Consider the following 19,034-nt stretch of genomic DNA (forward strand, 5'->3'; position numbering starts at 1 on the left):
CCCTTACGGGAACGACAGCGCGTCCGGGCCGAGGGGCGGTACGAGCCCCTCGGCCGCGGCGCGGGTGAGCAGGCCCCGGACCGCCGCGTAGCCGTCCTCGCCGAGGTCGGCGGTGAACTCGTTCACGTACAGGCCGATGTGCTGGTCGGCGACCTTCGGGTCCATCTCCTGCGCGTGCTCCATGACGTACGGCCGGGAGGCGGCCGGGTCGTCCCAGGCCATCCGCACCGAGCGCCGGGCGGAGTCGGCGAGCAGCCGCAGGGTGTCCGCGCCGAGCGAGCGGCGGGCGACGATCGCGCCGAGCGGGATCGGCAGGCCGGTGGTGGACTCCCAGTGCTCCCCCATGTCGGCGAGGCAGTGCAGCCCGTAGGACCCGTAGGTGAAGCGGGCCTCGTGGATGACGAGCCCCGCGTCGACCTTCCCGTCGCGGACGGCGGGCATGATCTCGTGGAACGGCAGCACGACGACCTCGCCGACGCCTCCGGGGACTGTCTCGGCCGCCCACAGCCGGAAGAGCAGGTAGGCGGTCGAGCGCTCGCTCGGCACCGCGACCGTCTTCCCCCGCAGGTCGAGGCCGGGCTCGCGGGTCAGGACGAGCGGGCCGCAGCCGCGGCCGAGGGCCCCGCCACAGGGCAGCAGCGCGTACTCGTCGAGGATCCACGGCAGGACGGCGTACGAGACCTTCAGGACGTCGTGGCCGTCGGTGCCGTTCTCCGCCCAGCCGTTGGTGACGTCGATGTCGGCGAAGGTGACGTCGAGGCGCGGGGCGCCGGGGACGCGGCCGTGGGCCCAGGCGTCGAAGACGAAGGTGTCGTTCGGGCAGGGCGAGTAGGCGATCTTCAGCTGCACGGCCGGGCCTCCGACAGGGTGGGTTCGAGTACGGCCACGGCGCGGCGCAGCGCGGCCAGGGCGTCGCCGATGCGCCAGGCGGCGCGGTCGCGGGGCCCCACGGCGTTCGACACGGCCCGCAGTTCGAGGACGGCGGTGCCGTGGGCGGCGGCGGCCTCGGCGACCCCGAAGCCCTCCATGGCCTCGGCGGCGGCGGCCGGATGCCGGGCGGCGAGCTCGTCGGCGCGGGCGGCGGTGCCGGTGACGGTGGAGACCGTGAGGACGGCGCCGGTGGTGTGCGGGAGCCCGGCCGCCGCGAGGGCGGTGGCGACGGGCCCGGTGAGGGCGTCCGGGACGGGGTGGACGGAGCGGCCGAAGCCGAGCTCGTCGACGGGCAGGTACCCGTCGGGCGTGTCGGCGCCCAGATCGGCGGCGACGATCGCGTCCGCGACGACGAGCGAGCCGAGCGGGGCGCGGCCGGGGAAGCCGCCGGCGATCCCGGCGGAGACGACGAGCCGGTACGGGTCCCCGGCGAGCGCGGCCCGGGTCAGCGCGGCGCCCGTCGCGGCGGCGACCGCCGCGGGCCCGACCCCGCCGACGAGGACGTCCACGGCCCTCGGGCCGTCACCGTCCTCGTACCGGCGCAGCACGAGTCCGCCCGGCACGGGAAGCTCCACGGCCGGGCGGGCGAGGCCGCTCGCGAGGCCGCCGGCGACGGAGTCCGCCTCCGCCGCCACGGCCGTCACGATCAGGATCCGGCGGTGCACCGGAGGATCAGGATTCCTTCTTCAGCTTGAAGTGCCAGATGCCGGTGAGCGTCTTGCCGGTGTTCTCGACGATCGTCACCTGGGTCTCGTCGGTCGCCTCGCCGGTCTGGCTGGAGAAGAAGGCGCTGGCCGGGATGGTCCGGTACGTCTTCTTGTACGGCTCCGGCTCGGCCTGCTGGCCGCCCAGGAAGATCGTCCAGCCGTTGTCGGCGATCGACGGGTCCACACCGAAGCGGATCTTGTCGTCCATGGCGACGGTGATCGACTTCTCGGCCTTCTGGTTGAGGCACTTCTGGACGTCGGACTCCTTGAGGGGGTCGCCGTCGTTGTAGCAGGCCGCCTCGGAGTTGATCGATTCGGACCCGACCGTGACGGTCGCGATCGGAGTCGGCTTTTCGCAGGCGGTGAGGACGAGGAGCCCGGCGGAGACGGCCCCGAGGGCGGCAGCGGCCCGGCGGCGCGAGCCGGAGAAGAACGCAACGGTCATGAGCCGAAGGCTATCGGGCCGCCGCGCCACCGACACGCGGGGGTACGGCGCGCCGCGCTCCCGGGGCCGATACGGCTCCGTCCGGGGCGCCTCAGGCCACCTTCGCGCGCTGCGGGCGGTCCGTGGTGCCCGGCCCGCGCGACGACAGCAGGCCCCGTACGGCGAGGAGCGCGCCGATCGCCAGGAAGCCGGCCGCCACCGCCATCCCCACCGTCCCGTTCAGCGGCGTCACGATCCCGAGCCCGCCGCCCACCACCCACGCCATCTGCAGCGCCGTCTCGGAGCGGGCGAACGCCGAGGTCCGCACGAGCTCCGGCACGTCCCGCTGGATCAGGGCGTCCAGCGACAGCTTCGACAGCGCCTGCGTCAGCCCCGCGACCGCGCCCAGCACGGCGACCATCACCCCGCCGAAGAAGACGGCGGCGCAGACCGCCGTGGCGAGCACGGTCGTGATCATCGTGGCGATGATCACCTCGGGCCGGCGCCCCCGGTCCCGCAGCAGCCCCGCGGCCGCCGTCCCGCAGGCGTTCCCCACCCCCGCCGCCACGCCCACGATGCCCAGCGACACCGCCGCCGACTGCCCCGACAGCGGATGCTCGCGCAGCAGGAACGCCAGGAAGAAGATCAGGAAGCCGGAGAGCATCCGCTGCGCCGCGTTGGCCTGCAGCCCGTGCAGCACCGCCGGACCCACCGTCCGCAGACTCGGCTTCGTCTCGCCGTGCGTCAGCAGGTGCGCCCGCCGCTCGCCCTTCGCCGAGTCCACCTTGTGCGGCATCCGCACCGCCCAGTACGTCCCCAGCAGGAACAGCGCGCACGCCCCGAACAGCGGCCAGCGCGGACCGACCAGCTGGAGCCCCGCCCCGATCGGCGCGGCGATGCCCGTCGCGAGCAGACCGGCGAGCGTCACCCGCGAGTTCGCCTTCACCAGCGAGAAGCCCGCAGGCAGCAGCCGGGGCACCACGGCGCTGCGCACCACCCCGTACGCCTTCGACGCCACGAGCACGCCGAGCGCCGCCGGATACAGCTCGATCCCGCCCGTCGCGACCGCGCCCGACATCAGCACGGCGAGCACCGCCCGGGTGAGCATCGCCGCGGCCATCGCCGCCCGCCGCCCGTGCGGCAGCCGGTCGAGGAGCGGGCCGATGACGGGCGCGAGGAGCGTGAACGGCAGCATGGTGATGGCGAGGTAGAGCGCGACGCGCCCGCGGGCCTCGTCGGTCGGCACCGAGAAGAACACCGTCGACGCGAGCGCCACGGTGATCATCACGTCCCCGGCGCCGTTGACCGCGTGCAGCTCGATCAGCTTCCCGAGCCCCGACTCGCCCGCGCCCTGCGCGTGCGTGGCCCGCCGGATCCCCTTCGCGGTCCCCGTGAACGGCAGGTGCAGCGCACGCCCCACCGCCCGTCCCGCTCGGCGGAGCGGCCCGGGACGATCGTGGGATCGACCGGAGGACCGTGCGGCTGCCACCACCTCATAGTGCCCCAACCCGGGCCCGCCCGAACCGAGCGGACACCCCGGGGTGTCGGGGACACGCCGGTACGGGACGGGCCCCGGCACGGGCGCGGGCGCCGCCCCGGGCCGGGCTCCCGCGGGCTCGATCCGGGTCACTTGGGGCGCGCAGGTGGGCCCAGGCCCGCGAACGGGGTAGCGTGCGTAGCGCGCCACCGGCGGTTCCTCTCGGCCGCGCGCCCCTTCGGCATCCCGCAGAATGGATGACGATAGGTGTGCCCGAGACATGTGAGACCGGTCGGGTGCGGACGTCGATGCGGCCCTCAGGTCCGCTCCGCCCGCCCCGCTCCCGGAGCCTCGCTCCCGGACCTCGGCCGGCGCACCCGTGAGACGGCGTAGGAGAGAAGCGAGACCTGTGAGTGCTGCGACGACGCGAGACCGTACCCCGCGTACCCCGCGAGCCACGCGTACCCCGGCCCCCGACCGCCTCTGCGCCGAGGCCGTAGACCTCGCGCGGGAGGCGGCCGAGGAAGCTGCCGCACCCGGCGTCGTCGGCGAGCACGCCGGCGTCGTCGCGGAGGGCGACCGGGTCGTCACGCACTACTTCGAGTGCAAGGAGCCCGGATACCGCGGCTGGCGCTGGGCGGTCACCGTCACCCGCGCCTCCCGCGCCAAGAACGTCACGCTTGACGAAACCGTCCTGCTGCCCGGCTCCGACGCCCTCCTCGCGCCCGAATGGGTGCCGTGGAGCGAGCGGCTGCGCCCCGGCGACCTCGGGCCCGGCGACCTGCTGCCCACCGAGCAGGACGACCCGCGCCTGGAACCCGGCTACACCGGCGAGGACGTCCCGCCGCCGAACTCCGCGGTCACCTCGGAGCTCGCGGAGCACCTCGACGCGGAGGACGCCGAGATCACGGAGCGGGCGTCGGCACGCGGCGCGATCGCGGCCGTCGCCGACGAGCTCGGCATGGGCCGGGCCCGTGTCCTCTCCCGCTACGGCCTCCGCCTCGCGGCGGACCGCTGGGACGACTCCTTCGGCCCCCGCACGCCGATGGCCCAGGCCGCGCCGGCGACCTGCCAGACCTGCGCCTTCCTGATCCCCCTGTCCGGCTCGCTGAGCCAGTCCTTCGGCCTCTGCGCCAACGAGCTGTCGCCGGCGGACGGCCGGGTGGTCTCCCTCGCGTACGGCTGTGGCGGGCACTCGGAGGCGGCCGTCATGCCGACCCCGCCGCGTCCGGCCGAGCCCGTCCTGGACTCCACGGCGGTGGACCCCTTCCCGCTCCGTCCCCCCACGGACTCCGGCAGCACCCTCCCCGAGGACACCACCACGTCCGACCTGGGCCACTCCTGACCCCAGGGCCGCGCCCTCGCCGCTCCGTCGCCGTCCCGGATCCGTCCGGGGCGGCGCGCCCTGCACCGGGCCTGGTTTCCCGCGCCTGAACGCCCCGCACACGGGCAGCCACATCTGGGGTGTGCCCACCCGGAGCACCTGCCCACACGGTGGTGGCGACGCCCCGTTCCGTACCCGGCCCGGGACCGGCCCAGGCCCCGCCCCGGCAGGGTTCCGGAGGGCCGTCGCGGGGGTTTTCGGGGGCCGTTCGGCGGGGGAAACGGAGGTTCTCGGAGGGGTCGTCGGCGCCGTACCCGGGGCGCGGTAACTTCGGCGCGGGACCGAAGGCCGGAAACAGCAGAGTGGAGTCACACGTGAGCGTCACCGTCCGGACGACGACCGACGGCAGCGACCCCTTCGGCACCGCGCGGCTCCGCAGAGGGGTGCTGGACGCCTGGACCGCCTCCCCGGCCCGCTTCCGCGAGGACGCGAACGCCGAGGAGGACCTCGCCCTGGGGGGCTACCGCGACCGCCTCGTCGTGGAGCTGGCGCAGAACGCCGCCGACGCCGCCGCCCGCGGCGGCGGCACCGGGCGGCTGCGGCTGACGCTGCATCCGGCGGACGCCGACAGCCCCGCCGTGCTGGCCGCCGCCAACACCGGCGCCCCGCTCGACGCGACCGGCGTCGAGTCGCTGTCCACGCTCCGCGCCTCCGCCAAGCGCACCGAGCGGGACACGGCGACGGCCGTCGGCCGCTTCGGCGTCGGTTTCGCCGCCGTCCTCGCCGTCTCCGACGAGCCCGCCGTCCTGGGGCGGCACGGCGGCGTCCGCTGGTCCCTCGCGGAGGCCCGCGAGGCGACCGCGGAGGTGGCCCGCCACGTCCCGGGCCTCGGCGACGAACTGCGCCGCAGGGACGGCCACGTACCGCTGCTCCGGCTGCCGCTGCCCGCCGAGGGCACCGCGCCCGACGGGTACGACACCGTCGTCGTCCTCCCGCTCCGCGACGCCGCCGCGCACGGCCTCACCGAGCGCCTCCTCGCGTCCGTCGACGACGCGCTGCTGCTCACTCTTCCGGGTCTCTCCGAGATCGTCGTGGAGACCCCGGAAGGAGTACGCACGCTGACCCGTTCCGAGGAGGACGGGTACGTCCGGATCGAGGACTCGGCCGCCGAGGGCCCGAACCGCTGGCGGACCGTCAGCCACGCCGGCCCGCTGGACGCGGGCCTGCTCGCCGACCGCCCGGTCGAGGAGCGGCTCCGCCCCCACTGGTCCGTCACCTGGGCCGTCCCGGTGGACGAGGCGGGCGCCCCGCGCTACCCGCGCACCGCGCCCGTCGTGCACGCGCCGACGCCGACCGACGAGCCGCTCGGCATCCCCGCCCTGCTGATCGCCTCGCTGCCGCTGGACACGGCCCGCCGCCACCCGGCGCCGGGACCGCTGACGGACTTCCTGGTGCAGCGGGCCGCCGACGCGTACGCCGAACTCCTCGCCGACTGGCGGCCGGTGACGAGCGGCGCGCTCGACCTCGTACCGGGCCCGCTCGGCAAGGGGCCGCTCGACGGGGCGCTGCGCGAGGCGATCCTGGACCGGCTGCCGCGGGTCGCGTTCCTCGCGCCGGCCGCGCCGACGGAGGAGCTCCCGGCGCTGCGCCCGATCGAGGCGGAGGCCGTCGAGGGCGCGGGCGCGGAGACGGTCGCGGTGCTCGCCGAGGTGTTCCCCGGGCTGCTTCCGGCGGGTCTGGAGCGCCGCCCCGAACTGCGGACGCTGGGCGTGGGCCGGGTGCCGCTGACGGAGGCGGTGGACCGGCTGGCGGGCGTGGAGCGGGCGCCGGAGTGGTGGCGGCGGCTGTACGACTCGCTCGCCGGGGTGGACCCGGACCGGCTGACGGGCCTTCCGGTGCCGCTGGACTCGGGCCGGACGGTCATCGGGCCGCGCCAGGTCCTGCTGCCGCAGGAGGGCACGCCGGCGCAGCTGTCGAAGCTCGGCCTGAAGGTGGCGCACCCGGAGGCCGTCCACCCGCTCCTGGAGAAGCTGGGGGCGCTGCCGGCCACGCCGCACGCCGTCCTGACGACCCCGCAGGTGCGGGGCGCGGTGGCGCACTCCCTCGAATCGGCCGACATGTGGGACCTGGACGCGCCGGAGCTGGACGCGGACGAACTGGTGGAGATCGTCCTCGGTCTCGTACGGGACGCGGACCTGGAGCCCGGCGACGAGCCGTGGCTCGGCGCGCTGGCCCTGCCCGACGACGAGGGCGAGCTCGCCCCGGCGGGCGAACTCGTCATGCCGTACTCGCCGTTCGCCGCCGTCATGCGGGAGGGTGAACTCGCCTACGTCGACGGCGAGCTGGCCGACCGCTGGGGCACCCGCCCGCTCGCCGCCTGCGGCGTCCTCGCGCACTTCGCGCTGGTCCGCGCCAACGACCTCGTCCTCGACCCGGACGACCTGGAGCCCCGGGTGGGGGACTTCCCGGAGCCGGACGACGCGGGCCTGCTGGAAGCGGTCGACGTGTGGTGCGAGGACGTCCTCGACCAGCTGCCGCCGACCCCGGTGCCGCCGGTGGCGACGGAGATCGTGGCCGTGCGGGACCTGGACCTGATCGACGACGACGCCTGGCCGCGGGCGCTGGCGCTCCTCGCGCGGCCGCCGTACCGGGACGCCCTGATCCAGCCCGTGCGGGTCCTCCTCCCGGACGGCACGACGAAGACGGTCCGCCCGTACACGGCGTGGTGGCTGCGCGACCACCCGGTCCTCGACGGGCGCCGCCCGGCGGGTCTGCGGGCGGAGGGCTCGGATCCGCTCCTCGCCGGCCTGTACGACTCCGCCGACGCGACCGGCTTCGAGGACGAGCAGGTGCTGCGCGCCCTCGGCGTCCGCACCTCCGTGGCGGCCCTCCTGGACGAGCCGGGCGGCGCGGCGGAGCTCCTCGGACGTCTCGCCGACCCGTCCCGCGAGGTCACCTCGGCCCAGCTGTACGCCCTCTACACGGCGCTCGCGGACCTGGATCCCGAGCAGGTCACCCTCCCGGACGAGCTCCGGGCGGTCGTGGACGGCGAGCTGGTCGTCGTGGACGCCACCGAGGCGCTGGTCGCGGACGCCCCCGACCTCCTTCCGCTCGCCGCCGGCCTGCCGCTCCTCCCGGTCTCCCCGTCCCGGGCGGCCGATCTCGCGGAGCTCTTCCAGGTCCGCCGGCTGAGCACGGCCGTCCCGGCGGAGGTCACCACGGAGGGCGAGGTGCACGAGGTCCCGGCCTCGGTCCACGCCCTCCTCGGCCCGTCGACGCCCGCGACCTACGTGGAGCACGAGGAGCTGCGCGCGGGCGACACGGAACTGGACTGGCGCCTCACCCCCGACGGCACCCTGCACGCCGCCACCCTGGAGGGCGTGGCGGCCGCCCTCGCCTGGGCCACCCGCCAGTGGCCCCGCCGCTTCGAGGTGGCCGCCCTCCTGGAGGACCCCACCCGCACGGAGGAACTGGCCCGCGACCGCTGGTTCGACTAGGCCCCGGGTCCAGGCCCCCGGGTCCGCCCGCGGCTAGCGGGCGGGCCCGGTCTCCATCAGTTCCTTCAGGTGCGCTTCGTTGCGCGGCATCTCCTTCCGCACGCGCGGGCGCACGACGAGCGGCACGAGGGCCTTGCCGACGCCGTGGCCCTCGAAGTCGAGCGACAGCGTCAGCCGGGAGCCGCTGCCGTCGCCGAGCGGTTCGAGCGTGCCCCGCACGTCTCCGCGCACGGGCCCGTCGACGCCGTGGAAGTGCCAGCTGCTCGGCGGTGTGAGCTCCGTGACCTCCATGGTCATCGGCATCTCGCGGCGGCCGAACCGGCGCTGCACCCGGAACCGCGAGCCGACCCGCAGCTCTCCTTCGTCCAGCCGCCGCGCGGCCACGGCGCTCTCCTGCCACTCGGGAATGTGCCCGGGGTCCATGAGGTAGGAGAAGACGTCCTCGGGCGGGCGGGCTATGTCGATGGATTCCTCGATACGAGACATGACGCCCCCTTGGCGAGTCCCTGCCCTTCCATCCTCCCGCTTCCCGTGCCGCGCGGCCCGTCAGGCCCGTCAGGCGGGGAACCTGCGGTCCACCCAGCGCCAGGCGAGTTCCAGGACCGCCGCGCCCGCCGCCGCGACGGCCACGGCCGCCCAGGGCATGGTCGTGCCGACGAGCTTGAGGGCGAAGAAGTCCTGGAGCCAGGGGACGGCGAGGACGAGGAGGAAGGCGCCGCCCATGGTGGCCACCAGGGCGATCCGCCACCAGGTGTAGGGGCGGGCGATGATCGCGAGGACCCACATCGAGACGAGGAAGAGGGTGAGGGTGGCGGCGCTGGTCTCGGCGCCCAGCGCGTCCGCGCCCGTGTAGTGGTGGCGGGCCAGGAGGTACGTGGTGAAGGTGGCGGCCGCCGCGACGACGCCGCCGGGGATCGCGTACCGCATGACCCGGCGGACGAAGTGCGGCCTGGCGCGTTCCTTGTTGGGCGCGAGGGCGAGGAAGAAGGCCGGGACGCCGATCGTCAGGGTGGAGAGCAGGGTGAGGTGCCGGGGGAGGAAGGGGTACTCGATCTGGCTGACCACCACCAGGATCGCCAGGAGGACCGAGTAGACGGTCTTCGTGAGGAAGAGGGTCGCCACCCGGGTGATGTTGCCGATGACCCGGCGGCCCTCGGCCACCACCGACGGCAGCGTCGCGAAGGAGTTGTTCAGGAGGACGATCTGGGCGACGGCCCGGGTCGCCTCCGAGCCGGAGCCCATGGAGACGCCGATGTCGGCGTCCTTCAGGGCGAGGACGTCGTTGACGCCGTCGCCGGTCATGGCGACCGTGTGCCCGTGGGACTGGAGCGCGGCGACCATGTCCCGCTTCTGCTGCGGGGTGACCCGGCCGAAGACCGCGTTCTCGTCGAGGACCCTCGCCATCTCCTCCCGGTCGGCGGGCAGCGTGCGGGCGTCGACGGTGTGGTCGGCGCCGGGCAGCCCCAGCTTGCCGGCGACCGCGCCGACGGAGACCGCGTTGTCGCCGGAGATGACCTTGGCGGCGACGTTCTGGTCGGCGAAGTAGGCGAGGGTGTCGGCGGCGTCGGGCCGCAGCCGCTGTTCGAGGACGACGAGGGCGGTGGGGCGGGCGTCCTTCGCGACGTCCGGGGAGTCGAGCTCGTGGACCGTACGGGCGAGGAGGAGGACCCGCAGGCCCTCCTCGTTGAGGTGGTCGATCTCCGCGAGGTTCGGGTCGCCGTGCGGGAGGAGGACGTCGGGGGCGCCCAGCAGCCACGTGGACTCCTCGCCGTCGCCCTCGCTGAACGCGGCACCGCTGTACTTGCGGGCCGAGGAGAAGGGCAGCGACTCGGTGCACCGCCACTCCTCGGCGTCCGGGTAGGCGTCGATGATGGCCTGGAGGGAGGCGTTGGGCCGCGGGTCGGACTCGCCGAGGGCGCCGAGGACCTTGCGCACGTACCCCTCGTCGGAGCCGTTCAGGACGCGGACCTCGGTGACGTCCATGCCGCCCTCGGTGAGCGTGCCCGTCTTGTCGAGGCAGACGACGTCGACCCGGGCCAGGCCCTCGATGGCCGGCAGCTCCTGCACCAGGCACTGCTTGCGGCCGAGCCGGATGACGCCGATGGCGAAGGCGACCGAGGTGAGCAGGACGAGCCCCTCGGGGATCATCGGGACGATGCCGCCGACGGTCCGGGCGATGGAGTTCTTGAGGTCGTTGTCCTTGACGACCAGCTGGCTGATGATCAGGCCGATCGCGGTCGGCACCATCATCCACGTCACGTACTTGAGGATCGTGGAGATGCCCGAGCGCAGCTCGGAGTGGACGAGCGTGAAGCGGGACGCCTCCTCGGCGAGCTGCGCCGCGTACGCCTCCCGGCCGACCTTGGTGGCGGTGAAGGCGCCGCCGCCGGCGACGACGAAGGAGCCGGACATGACGGGGTCGCCGGGCCGTTTGACGACGGGGTCGGCCTCGCCGGTGAGGAGGGACTCGTCGATCTCCATGCTGTCGGCCTCGGCGACGACGCCGTCGACGACGACCTTGTCGCCGGGGCCGAGCTCGATGAGGTCGCCGAGGACGATCTCGGAGGTGGAGATCCCGGCGGCGCGGCCGTCGCGGCGGACGGTGGGTTTCGCCTCGCCGATGACGGCGAGCCCGTCGAGGGTCTTCTTGGCGCGCAGCTCCTGGATGATGCCGATGCCGGTGTTGGCGACGATCACGAAGCCGAAGAGGCTGTCCTGGATCGGGGCGACGATCAGCATGATCACCCAGAGGACGCCGATGATCGCGTTGAAGCGGGTGAAGACGTTGGCCCGGACGATGTCGGCGGTGGAGCGCGAGCTGCGGACGGGTACGTCGTTGACCTCGCCGCGCGCGACGCGTTCGGCGACCTCGGCGGAGGTCAGTCCGGCGGGGCGGTGGACGACGGGCGGTTCGGTCTCGACGGGGGTGCCCCGGGTGTCGCCGCTGTCCGTGTCGATCTTCGCCCGCTGCGTCATGGTTCCGACGGTACGACCGGAATCGACCGTTCACCCGCTGGGAAGCGGCAAGATCCGACCGCGGGAGGACCGGAATCGTCCCGTGGGGCTACGCGGGGCGTGGGGCCGGGTGCCGGCGGCCGGGTGCTACGCGGGGGACGCCCCGCCCGCCTCCTCGGCCTCGCGCGCGGCCTGGTGCCGCTTGAGGGCCGCGTCGCGCTTGCGCACGTACCAGATGCCGAGCAGACCGAGCGCGCCGCCGGCCAGGCAGGTCCACACCCAGGAGGTGATGTCGCGGTCGGCGAACCAGCCGTAGAAGGGGAGCTGCACGAGGAAGAGGACGAACCAGATGATCGTCCCGCCGGTGATCGTCGCGACGACCGGCCCCTCCAGGGGTGCGGGTGCCTCGTGCTTCGGTGTCCACTTCGCCATGCCGCCAGTCTAGGTGGGCCGAATTCGGGTCTACGCGCGGAGATGGACTCCCGCTCGTTCATGTGTTCATACTGAAACGGTTTGCCTGAGGCGGGTTTCCCTCGTATGAACCGCCAAAAAAGGACTTCTGGACTTCTTTCCCGAAGAGGAACCCACCCCCATGAGCACCACGGCCGCCGCCAAGGCCCCTGCCCCCGAACCGCAGGTCCCGCAGGAACCCACCTCCGGTCTCGACCGCTTCTTCCGCATCTCCGAGCGCGGCTCCACCGTCGCCCGTGAGGTCCGCGGCGGTTTCGCCACCTTCTTCGCGATGGCCTACATCATCGTGCTGAACCCGATCATCCTCGGCAGTGCCAAGGACATGTACGGGCACCAGCTCGACAGCGGCCAGCTCGTCACCGCCACCGTCCTGACCGCGGCGTTCTCGACGCTCCTCATGGGCGTCATCGGCAACGTCCCGATCGCGCTCGCCGCCGGTCTCGGCGTCAACACGGTCGTCGCCCTCCAGCTGGCGCCCCGGATGTCCTGGCCGGACGCCATGGGCATGGTCGTCCTCGCCGGCATCGTCGTGATGCTGCTCGTCGCGACCGGTCTGCGCGAGCGCGTCATGAACGCCGTCCCGGTCGGCCTGCGCAAGGGCATCGCGATCGGCATCGGCCTCTTCATCATGCTGATCGGCCTCGTCGACTCGGGCTTCGTCTCCCGCATCCCCGACGCCGCGCACACCACCGTGCCGCTCCAGCTCGGCACCGGCGGGCACCTGCTCGGCTGGCCGGTCCTGGTCTTCGCCCTGGGCACCCTGCTGACCCTGGCCCTGATCATCCGCAAGGTGCCGGGCGCGATCCTCATCTCGATCGTCGTCATGACGATCGTGGCGATGGTGATCAACGCGGTCGCGGACATCCCGTCCTGGGGCCTGACCACCCCGGAGTGGCCCGGCAACCCGGTCGCCTCCCCGGACTTCGGCCTGGTCGGCGAGGTCAGCCTCTTCGGCGGCTTCGCGAAGGTCGGCTACCTCACCGGCGCCCTCTTCGTCTTCACCGTGCTGCTGTCCTGCTTCTTCGACGCCATGGGCACGATCCTCGGCGTCGGCGACGAGGCCAAGCTGATCGACAAGGACGGCAACTTCCCGGGCATCAACAAGGTCCTGCTCGTGGACGGCCTCGCCGTGGCCTCCGGCGGCGCGACCTCCTCGTCGGCCACCACCTGCTTCGTGGAGTCCACGGCGGGCGTCGGCGAGGGCGCCCGTACCGGCCTCGCCTCGGTCGTCACGGGCGGTCTGTTCTCGGTGGCGCTGTTCCTCACGCCGCTCGCGACCATGGTGCCGTCGCAGGCGGCGACCCCCGCGCTGCTCGCGGTGGGCTTCCTGATCCTGGCCGGGTCGGTCAAGGACATCGACTGGGCCGACTACACCATCGCGGTGCCGGCCTTCCTGGCCATGACGATGATGCCGTTCACGTACTCGATCACGAACGGCATCGGCATCGGCTTCATCAGCTTCAGCGTGCTGCGTCTCGCGGCCGGACGGGGCCGTGAGGTCCCGGTGGCCATGTACGTCGTGTCGGCGATCTTCGTCTTCTACTACGCGATGCCGGCGCTGGGCCTGACCTGATCGAGCGGGGAGGGGGCGGCGCCGGGAGGTTCCGGCTCCGCCCCCTCCCCGTAGAACTTCTCCGTCTCCTCGACGGCGGTCTTGAACCGCTCGTCGAAGTCCTCTCGAATGAGCGTCCGGACGACATAGTCCTGGACGCTCATTCCCCTTTTCGCGGCGTGACCCTTGAGCCGGTCGAGCAGCTCACTGTCGATGCGCAGGCTGAGCACTGTCGATCCCATGCCGTTCAGGGTCGGGGCTGCCGGTGCCCCTTTGCGTCACTTTCCGGATCCGACTCACTCATTTGGGTGATGCATGGATATCGGTCCGTGACCTGGGGCGGTGCGAGGCGTGCGGTACGCGACCGTGTGACACGCGCGACACGCGGGCCGGTGGACGCCCCCCGAGTGGTCCTTAGTCAGAGTAATGAGTTAGGCTAACTACATGCCCGACCTGTCCCACGGCACCGCCGACGACGCCGCGGCCGTGAACGCGATCCGCTCGTCCGTCATGCGGCTGAGCCGGCGCCTCAAGCGCCAGCGCGTCGACGAGTCGCTGAGCCCGACCGAGATGTCGGTGCTCGGCACCCTGGCCCTCTGCGGCTCCGCCACCCCCGGTGAGCTGGCCCGCAAGGAGCACGTACAGCCGCCGTCGATGACCCGCATCGTCGCACTGCTCGAAGCCAAGGGGCTGGTCCGGCTGGAGCCGCACCCCGACGACCGCCGGCAGAAGGTGGTCAGCCAGACCGAGCAGGCCGAGGCCATGCTCGAGGACGCCCGCCGCAGGCGGAACGCCTGGCTGGCCTCCCTCGCCGAGGGCCTGGACGAGGACGAGTGGGCCGTACTGCGCGCGGCCGCTCCGGTCCTGGAGAAGCTCGCCCATCTGTGAACCGAGCGCCAAGGAGGCGACGCACTTTGAGCACGGGACCCGGAGCAGACTCCGCACCCGTCCATAAACCCACCACTACCCGAGGAGGCGGCAAGGCCCGCAGCGGGACCTTCTCCTCCCTCTCGATCCGGAACTACCGGCTGTTCTTCACCGGAGCGATCGTCTCCAACACCGGTACGTGGATGGCCCGGATCACCCAGGACTGGCTCGTCCTCAGCCTCACCGGCTCGGCCGCCGCCGTCGGCATCACCACCGCCCTGCAGTTCCTGCCGATGCTCCTCTTCGGCCTCTACGGCGGGGTCATCGCCGACCGCTACCCGAAGCGGCGCCTGCTCCTCGTCAGCCAGGCCGCGCTCGGCCTGTGCGGCCTCGCGCTCGCCGTCCTCACGCTCTCCGGCCACGTCCAGGTCTGGCACGTCTACCTGATCGCCTTCCTCCTCGGCATGGTGACGGTCGTCGACAACCCGGCCCGGCAGTCCTTCGTCTCCGAGATGGTCGGCCCCGACCAGCTCCGCAACGCGGTCTCGCTGAACTCGGCCAACTTCCAGTCCGCCCGGCTCGTCGGCCCCGCCGTCGCCGGCGTCCTGATCGCCGGGGTCGGCAGCGGCTGGGCCTTCCTCATCAACGGCCTGTCGTTCCTCGCGCCGCTGACCGCCCTGTGGCTGATGCGCCCCGCCGAACTCCACAAGGTCGAGCGCGCCCCGCGCGGCAAGGGCCAGCTCCGTGAGGGCCTGCGGTACGTCGCCGGGCGCCCCGACCTGATCTGGCCGATCGTCCTGGTCGGCTTCATCGGCACCTTCGGGTTCAACTTCCCGATCTGGCTGACCGCCTTCTCCGGCGAGGTCTTCCACGTCGGCGCCGGCACCTACGGCTTCCTCAACACCCTGATGGCGGCCGGCTCCCTCGCGGGCGCCCTGCTCGCGGCCCGCCGCGGCTCCACCCGGCTGCGGATGCTGGTGATCGCCGCGGGCGTCTTCGGCGTCCTGGAGATCGCGGCGGCCTTCTCGCCGTCCTTCTGGCTCTTCGCGCTGCTGCTCGTCCCCATCGGCATGATCGGCCTCACGGTGAACATCACCGCGAACTCGGCCGTCCAGATGGCGACGGACCCGGCCATGCGGGGCCGCGTGATGAGCCTCTACATGATGGTCTTCGCGGGCGGCACCCCGATCGGCGCGCCGCTCCTGGGCTGGGTCACCGACACGTACGGCGCCCGCGTCGGCTTCGCCACCGGCGGCCTGGTCTCCCTCGCCGCCGCCGCGGTCATCGGCCTGGTCCTGGCCCGCATCGGCAACCTGAGGGTCGCCATGGGCTGGCGCCACGGCCACCCCAGCGTCCGCTTCGTCCCCCGCGCGACCCCGCAGCGGCTGGCGACGGCGGCCTGACCGGCGTACCCCGGGCCGGAAGGCGGCGACGGGGGGCGGGGGCTTCGGCGGCCCCCGCCCCCCCCGTCCGCCGTTCAGACCCGCATCTCCAGGACCTGTCCCGGCCAGTCGCCGACGGTGAAGGGGTCGGTGCGGGTGAAGCCCTGGCGTTCGTAGTACGCGACGAGGCGGCCCTCGCTGCCCGCGAAGCAGTCCACGCGGAGCAGCGGGACGCCCGCCCGCCGGGTCTCCTCCGCCGCGTGGGCGAGCAGGGCGGCGCCGACGCCGAGGCCGTGGAACCGGCCGTCCGTGGCGAGGTAGCGGACGTACCGCTCCGGCTCCCCGGCCGGCGGGACGTACGCGCCGGGGTGCGGGGTCAGGGTGAGGGTGCCGGCCGGGACGCCGTCCACCTCGGCGATCCACGGGTCGCCCTCGCCCATGACCTGACCGACGTGCTCGACCGTCTTCGGCCGCTCCGTGAAGGGGGTGGTGCCCCACTGGGCGGTGATGCCCTCGCCGTTGAGCCACGCCACGGCGCTGTCGAGGATGGCGAGCACGGCCGGAAGGTCCGCGGGTCCGCCCCGCCTGATCTTGATCGCGTTGTCCATCCGGCCGAGGCTCACTGGTTTCCTTAGGGATCTTCGGTGGTGTGTTGCTCGCGGGTCTCGTGTGGGGAGGTTGTTGCGGGGTGTCGTTGTCGCCCGGGAGTTCGTGGGGCGAATGTGTGACCTTACCGTGGTGGTGTCGTTGATCGGATGACAGCACCAGGGGTGAGGGGAGGGGTGTCGGTGGGCCGGAGGCTGCCGTTGGGCGAGGGGGAGACGGCGCGTACCGCCTGCGCACCCGTCCTGCTCCGGTCGGGAGTGGTGGAGAAGACCGGCGAGGTCCTCACCCCCGCCGTCCTGGCGGAGCGGGTGGGCTGGTGCGCCGACCTGGTGGCGGACATGACAGGCGCACTGCTGGCGGAGCACTGGGACGCCGCCGATGTCGATGTGCTGGCCTCGGGTGTGGACGCGGGTGGACGGGGGCTGCCGTCGCAGGCGTGGATGGCTTTGCGCCGTCTGGGCTGGACGGTCGCCCCGCCGGGCGGGGTGCGGGTGAACGACCGGATCGTGCGCATGGCGCAGGAGCAGGCCGGGCGGATGCTGCGGTCGGTGAAGTGGCGGGCGGACGTGATCGCCGGGGTGCTGACGGCGTGGCCGGCCGATCCGGGGAAGCGCACCCGCGAGGAGTGGGACGCGGTGCGCGCCGCGATCCCCGGCGGGGAGCACCTGCCCTCCGGCGTGATCCGTTCCCGTACCCGTCAGATCGCCGCGTACGTGCGCGGGCGCGGGTGTCTGCCGGTGGATGTGTTCGAGCTGGAACCGGAGCCGGGTGCGGCGCGGATGCTGCTGCTGTCCGCGTGCGACGGACAGCAGGCCACCCTCGAACGCGCCGACGACGCAGGCCGGGCACTGCTGCGCCTCCAGCTCCCGACCCGCCCCGACCCGCAGACGTACGCGGACTGGACGTGGGTGGCCTGCCCGATCGCGCTGCCGGCCACCGTCCCGGCGAACGCGGTCCTCCACCTGCCCACCCTGCGCCCCACCGGCGGGAAAGTGCACGCGGACCTGGCCTTCACCCACCCCGTGCCCAAGCCCCGGCGCACCGGCCACACCGTCGCCCTGGGGGTGGACTGGGGCCTCAACACGCTCCTGTCGGCGGGCGCGGTCCGGCTGCACGACGACGGGCGGATCACCGCCCTCGGCGCCGGGGCCCAGTTCCGGGCCGCCGGCGTCCTGGCCAAACAGCACCGGCTGCGCCGCCTGTCGGAGCACCTGTATACGAAGACCGATCGTTACGCCCGGCTCGCCGACCCCGCCCTGGACGGCAGGCACGCGGTGCTGACGGAGGAGATCCGGCGCGTCTCGCGGCGCCGGTCGAACCTCAACGACGCCCTCGCGTGGGCGGCTGCCCGCTGGGCGGTGGACCAGGCCATCGCGGCCGGGGCGACCGTGATCTACCTGGAGGACCTCAGGTCGATGGAGGCCGGGGGCATGGGCCGCACCATGAACACCCGCCTCTCGCAGACCGTACGCGGGAAGATCGCCGACCGGATGCGCCACCTCGCCGCCGAGACCGGCATCGCCGTCGTCACCGTCCCGCCCCGCAACACCAGCAAGCACTGCCCGCACTGCCTCACCCCCCTGCGGCACCGCAAGGCACCCGACCGACCCACCACACCCGGCTGGAAATGGGCCCTCTGCCCTCAGCCCGGCTGCGGGTGGCAGGGCGACCGCGACCAGGGCGCCTGGCGCCGTATCGCCGCACGCGGCCTCACCCACCAGACCAGGACCGTCACCGACCGCACCAGCGGACAGACGGTCATCCGCACGGTGGTCGACCGGCTCGAAACCACAGCCGTCATCGCCACCGTCCCGAAGACCGCCCGGTCGGACCGGTCCAAAACCGGCCCCACCCCGCCACGCACCCACCACCCCGCGCCCAGGCGACGCAGGGTTCCCTCCCCGGCACAACCCCAGGGGTGTGCCGGCCGGCGTCCGGAGGGACACGCCTCAACGGACCGGACACGGCTGCCCCGCGCAGCACATCGGCACCAGAGCGTGACCACGATCAGCACACCCACCAACCGCCGACACCGGCCACGAGGAGCAGCACTGGGCGCCGGATTCCACCTCCACGCCCACGCCTCCCCACCCAGGTGGACAGAACCCGTGCCGAACCTGACGGTTCACACGGGATCACTAAGCTGATCAGAGACGCCATCCGCTGCCACACTGGCGGGCATGAGGCTTTTCGCCGCCGTCCTGCCGCCCGCGGAGGCGCTCGCCGAGCTCGGCGCCGCCGTCGACGCGCTCCACGCCCTGCCCGGTGCGCGGGCCCTGCGCTGGACCTCCCGGCCCGGCTGGCACTTCACGCTCGCGTTCATGGGGGAGGTCGACGACGGGCTCCTCCCGGACCTCCGGGCCCGGCTTGCCCGGGCGGCCGGGCGCACCGCGCCCTTCGGGCTGCGGCTGCACGGCGCCGGCCACTTCGGCCCGCGCGCCCTGTGGACCGGCGTCGCCGGCGACCTGGACGCCCTGCGGCGGCTCGCCGAGCGCGCCGACGCGGCGGCCCGCCGGGCGGGGATCCCGATGGAGGAGCACCGCCGCTACCAGCCCCATCTGACGATCGCCCGGGCCCGCGGCGAGGGCGCCCCGCTGGCCCCCTTCCTCGACGCGCTCGACGGCTTCGAGGGCACCCGCTGGGAGGTCGGCGAGCTGGCCCTGGTCCGCTCGAACCTGCCGGTGAGCGGGGTGGCGGGGGAGCAGCCCCGGTACGAGACGGTGGAGGCCTGGCCGCTGGCGGGCCGGGAGGACGGTCCGGGTTAATCTCGATGCGTGGATCCGAAGACTCGTAACCAGATCATGGCCGGCGTACTCGTACTGATGTTCGCGATCATCGCGGT

At 73.6% G+C, this 19,034-nt stretch carries 16 protein-coding genes; 7 read left to right on the forward strand and 9 right to left on the reverse strand.

The window, feature by feature from the left end:
• Positions 1-3: 3 nt before the first annotated feature.
• The 4 genes from ABZ621_RS25135 to ABZ621_RS25150 form a co-directional block, all read right to left on the reverse strand.
• Positions 4-849 (reverse strand): 1,4-dihydroxy-6-naphthoate synthase, encoded by an 846-nt coding sequence (locus ABZ621_RS25135; protein WP_360608194.1) that lies wholly within the window; start codon positions 847-849, stop codon positions 4-6.
• The gene (locus ABZ621_RS25140; protein WP_360608196.1) at positions 840-1,595 is read right to left on the reverse strand and encodes a futalosine hydrolase; all 756 of its coding nucleotides are present in this window, start codon (positions 1,593-1,595) and stop codon (positions 840-842) included. The genes ABZ621_RS25135 and ABZ621_RS25140 overlap by 10 nt, the downstream gene beginning before the upstream one ends.
• 7 nt (positions 1,596-1,602) lie before the next feature.
• Complete coding sequence (locus tag ABZ621_RS25145; protein WP_360608198.1) at positions 1,603-2,082, reverse strand: DUF2771 domain-containing protein; 480 nt, start codon at positions 2,080-2,082, stop codon at positions 1,603-1,605.
• Positions 2,083-2,173: 91 nt separating this feature from the next.
• The gene (locus tag ABZ621_RS25150; RefSeq protein ID WP_360608200.1) at positions 2,174-3,550 is read right to left on the reverse strand and encodes an MFS transporter; all 1,377 of its coding nucleotides are present in this window, start codon (positions 3,548-3,550) and stop codon (positions 2,174-2,176) included.
• 397 nt (positions 3,551-3,947) lie between these two features.
• On the opposite strand from ABZ621_RS25150, the gene ABZ621_RS25155 reads away from it, so the two are divergent.
• Together ABZ621_RS25155 and ABZ621_RS25160 are read left to right on the forward strand one after the other, a co-directional pair.
• Entirely contained in the window at positions 3,948-4,883 is a 936-nt protein-coding gene (locus tag ABZ621_RS25155) for a DUF3027 domain-containing protein (RefSeq protein WP_360608202.1), read from the forward strand.
• A gap of 341 nt (positions 4,884-5,224) precedes the next feature.
• Complete coding sequence (locus tag ABZ621_RS25160) at positions 5,225-8,359, forward strand: molecular chaperone Hsp90 (RefSeq protein WP_360608204.1); 3,135 nt, start codon at positions 5,225-5,227, stop codon at positions 8,357-8,359.
• A gap of 33 nt (positions 8,360-8,392) precedes the next feature.
• On the opposite strand, the gene ABZ621_RS25165 is transcribed toward ABZ621_RS25160, so the two are convergent.
• From ABZ621_RS25165 to ABZ621_RS25175, 3 genes are all read right to left on the reverse strand, one after another.
• On the reverse strand, positions 8,393-8,845 hold the full coding sequence (locus tag ABZ621_RS25165) for an SRPBCC family protein (protein ID WP_360608206.1): 453 nt from the start codon (positions 8,843-8,845) through the stop codon (positions 8,393-8,395).
• Positions 8,846-8,914: 69 nt separating this feature from the next.
• The gene (locus ABZ621_RS25170) at positions 8,915-11,335 is read right to left on the reverse strand and encodes an HAD-IC family P-type ATPase (protein WP_360608208.1); all 2,421 of its coding nucleotides are present in this window, start codon (positions 11,333-11,335) and stop codon (positions 8,915-8,917) included.
• Between the two features lie 126 nt (positions 11,336-11,461).
• Positions 11,462-11,746 (reverse strand): DUF2530 domain-containing protein, encoded by a 285-nt coding sequence (locus ABZ621_RS25175; RefSeq protein ID WP_360608210.1) that lies wholly within the window; start codon positions 11,744-11,746, stop codon positions 11,462-11,464.
• Between the two features lie 160 nt (positions 11,747-11,906).
• On the opposite strand from ABZ621_RS25175, the gene ABZ621_RS25180 reads away from it, so the two are divergent.
• The gene (locus ABZ621_RS25180) at positions 11,907-13,358 is read left to right on the forward strand and encodes an NCS2 family permease (RefSeq protein WP_360608212.1); all 1,452 of its coding nucleotides are present in this window, start codon (positions 11,907-11,909) and stop codon (positions 13,356-13,358) included.
• On the opposite strand, the gene ABZ621_RS25185 is transcribed toward ABZ621_RS25180, so the two are convergent.
• Positions 13,328-13,579 carry a hypothetical protein gene (locus tag ABZ621_RS25185; protein ID WP_360608214.1) on the reverse strand — a complete coding sequence of 84 codons (252 nt, stop codon included), beginning with the start codon at positions 13,577-13,579 and terminating at the stop codon, positions 13,328-13,330. The two genes, ABZ621_RS25180 and ABZ621_RS25185, sit on opposite strands and share 31 nt — an antisense overlap.
• Before the next feature lie 202 nt (positions 13,580-13,781).
• Between ABZ621_RS25185 and ABZ621_RS25190 the strand changes: the two genes are divergently transcribed.
• Together ABZ621_RS25190 and ABZ621_RS25195 are read left to right on the forward strand one after the other, a co-directional pair.
• Positions 13,782-14,225 carry a MarR family transcriptional regulator gene (locus ABZ621_RS25190; protein ID WP_169088004.1) on the forward strand — a complete coding sequence of 148 codons (444 nt, stop codon included), beginning with the start codon at positions 13,782-13,784 and terminating at the stop codon, positions 14,223-14,225.
• A gap of 26 nt (positions 14,226-14,251) precedes the next feature.
• Positions 14,252-15,607 carry an MFS transporter gene (locus ABZ621_RS25195; protein ID WP_360608216.1) on the forward strand — a complete coding sequence of 452 codons (1,356 nt, stop codon included), beginning with the start codon at positions 14,252-14,254 and terminating at the stop codon, positions 15,605-15,607.
• 74 nt (positions 15,608-15,681) lie between these two features.
• On the opposite strand, the gene ABZ621_RS25200 is transcribed toward ABZ621_RS25195, so the two are convergent.
• On the reverse strand, positions 15,682-16,194 hold the full coding sequence (locus ABZ621_RS25200; protein WP_360608218.1) for a GNAT family N-acetyltransferase: 513 nt from the start codon (positions 16,192-16,194) through the stop codon (positions 15,682-15,684).
• Positions 16,195-16,374: 180 nt separating this feature from the next.
• On the opposite strand from ABZ621_RS25200, the gene ABZ621_RS25205 reads away from it, so the two are divergent.
• Positions 16,375-18,339, forward strand: coding sequence for a zinc ribbon domain-containing protein (locus tag ABZ621_RS25205; protein ID WP_360608220.1), 1,965 nt, complete (start codon positions 16,375-16,377; stop codon positions 18,337-18,339).
• Between the two features lie 33 nt (positions 18,340-18,372).
• Positions 18,373-18,957 (forward strand): RNA 2',3'-cyclic phosphodiesterase, encoded by a 585-nt coding sequence (thpR, locus tag ABZ621_RS25210; RefSeq protein WP_360608222.1) that lies wholly within the window; start codon positions 18,373-18,375, stop codon positions 18,955-18,957.
• The last annotated feature ends 77 nt before the right edge of the window (positions 18,958-19,034 follow it).

The sequence above is a fragment of the Streptomyces sp. NPDC007863 genome (genome assembly GCF_040633895.1).
In the GTDB taxonomy this organism is placed as follows: domain Bacteria; phylum Actinomycetota; class Actinomycetes; order Streptomycetales; family Streptomycetaceae; genus Streptomyces.

Excerpts from the sequence above, each read along its gene's own strand:
- ABZ621_RS25145 (WP_360608198.1), bottom strand. The coding sequence starts at position 2,082 with ATGACCGTTGCGTTCTTCTCCGGCTCGCGCCGCCGGGCCGCTGCCGCC.
- ABZ621_RS25165 (WP_360608206.1), bottom strand. The coding sequence starts at position 8,845 with ATGTCTCGTATCGAGGAATCCATCGACATAGCCCGCCCGCCCGAGGAC.
- ABZ621_RS25170 (WP_360608208.1), bottom strand. The coding sequence starts at position 11,335 with ATGACGCAGCGGGCGAAGATCGACACGGACAGCGGCGACACCCGGGGC.
- ABZ621_RS25175 (WP_360608210.1), bottom strand. The coding sequence starts at position 11,746 with ATGGCGAAGTGGACACCGAAGCACGAGGCACCCGCACCCCTGGAGGGG.
- ABZ621_RS25180 (WP_360608212.1), top strand. The coding sequence starts at position 11,907 with ATGAGCACCACGGCCGCCGCCAAGGCCCCTGCCCCCGAACCGCAGGTC.
- ABZ621_RS25185 (WP_360608214.1), bottom strand. The coding sequence starts at position 13,579 with ATGGGATCGACAGTGCTCAGCCTGCGCATCGACAGTGAGCTGCTCGAC.
- ABZ621_RS25190 (WP_169088004.1), top strand. The coding sequence starts at position 13,782 with ATGCCCGACCTGTCCCACGGCACCGCCGACGACGCCGCGGCCGTGAAC.
- ABZ621_RS25200 (WP_360608218.1), bottom strand. The coding sequence starts at position 16,194 with ATGGACAACGCGATCAAGATCAGGCGGGGCGGACCCGCGGACCTTCCG.
- thpR (WP_360608222.1), top strand. The coding sequence starts at position 18,373 with ATGAGGCTTTTCGCCGCCGTCCTGCCGCCCGCGGAGGCGCTCGCCGAG.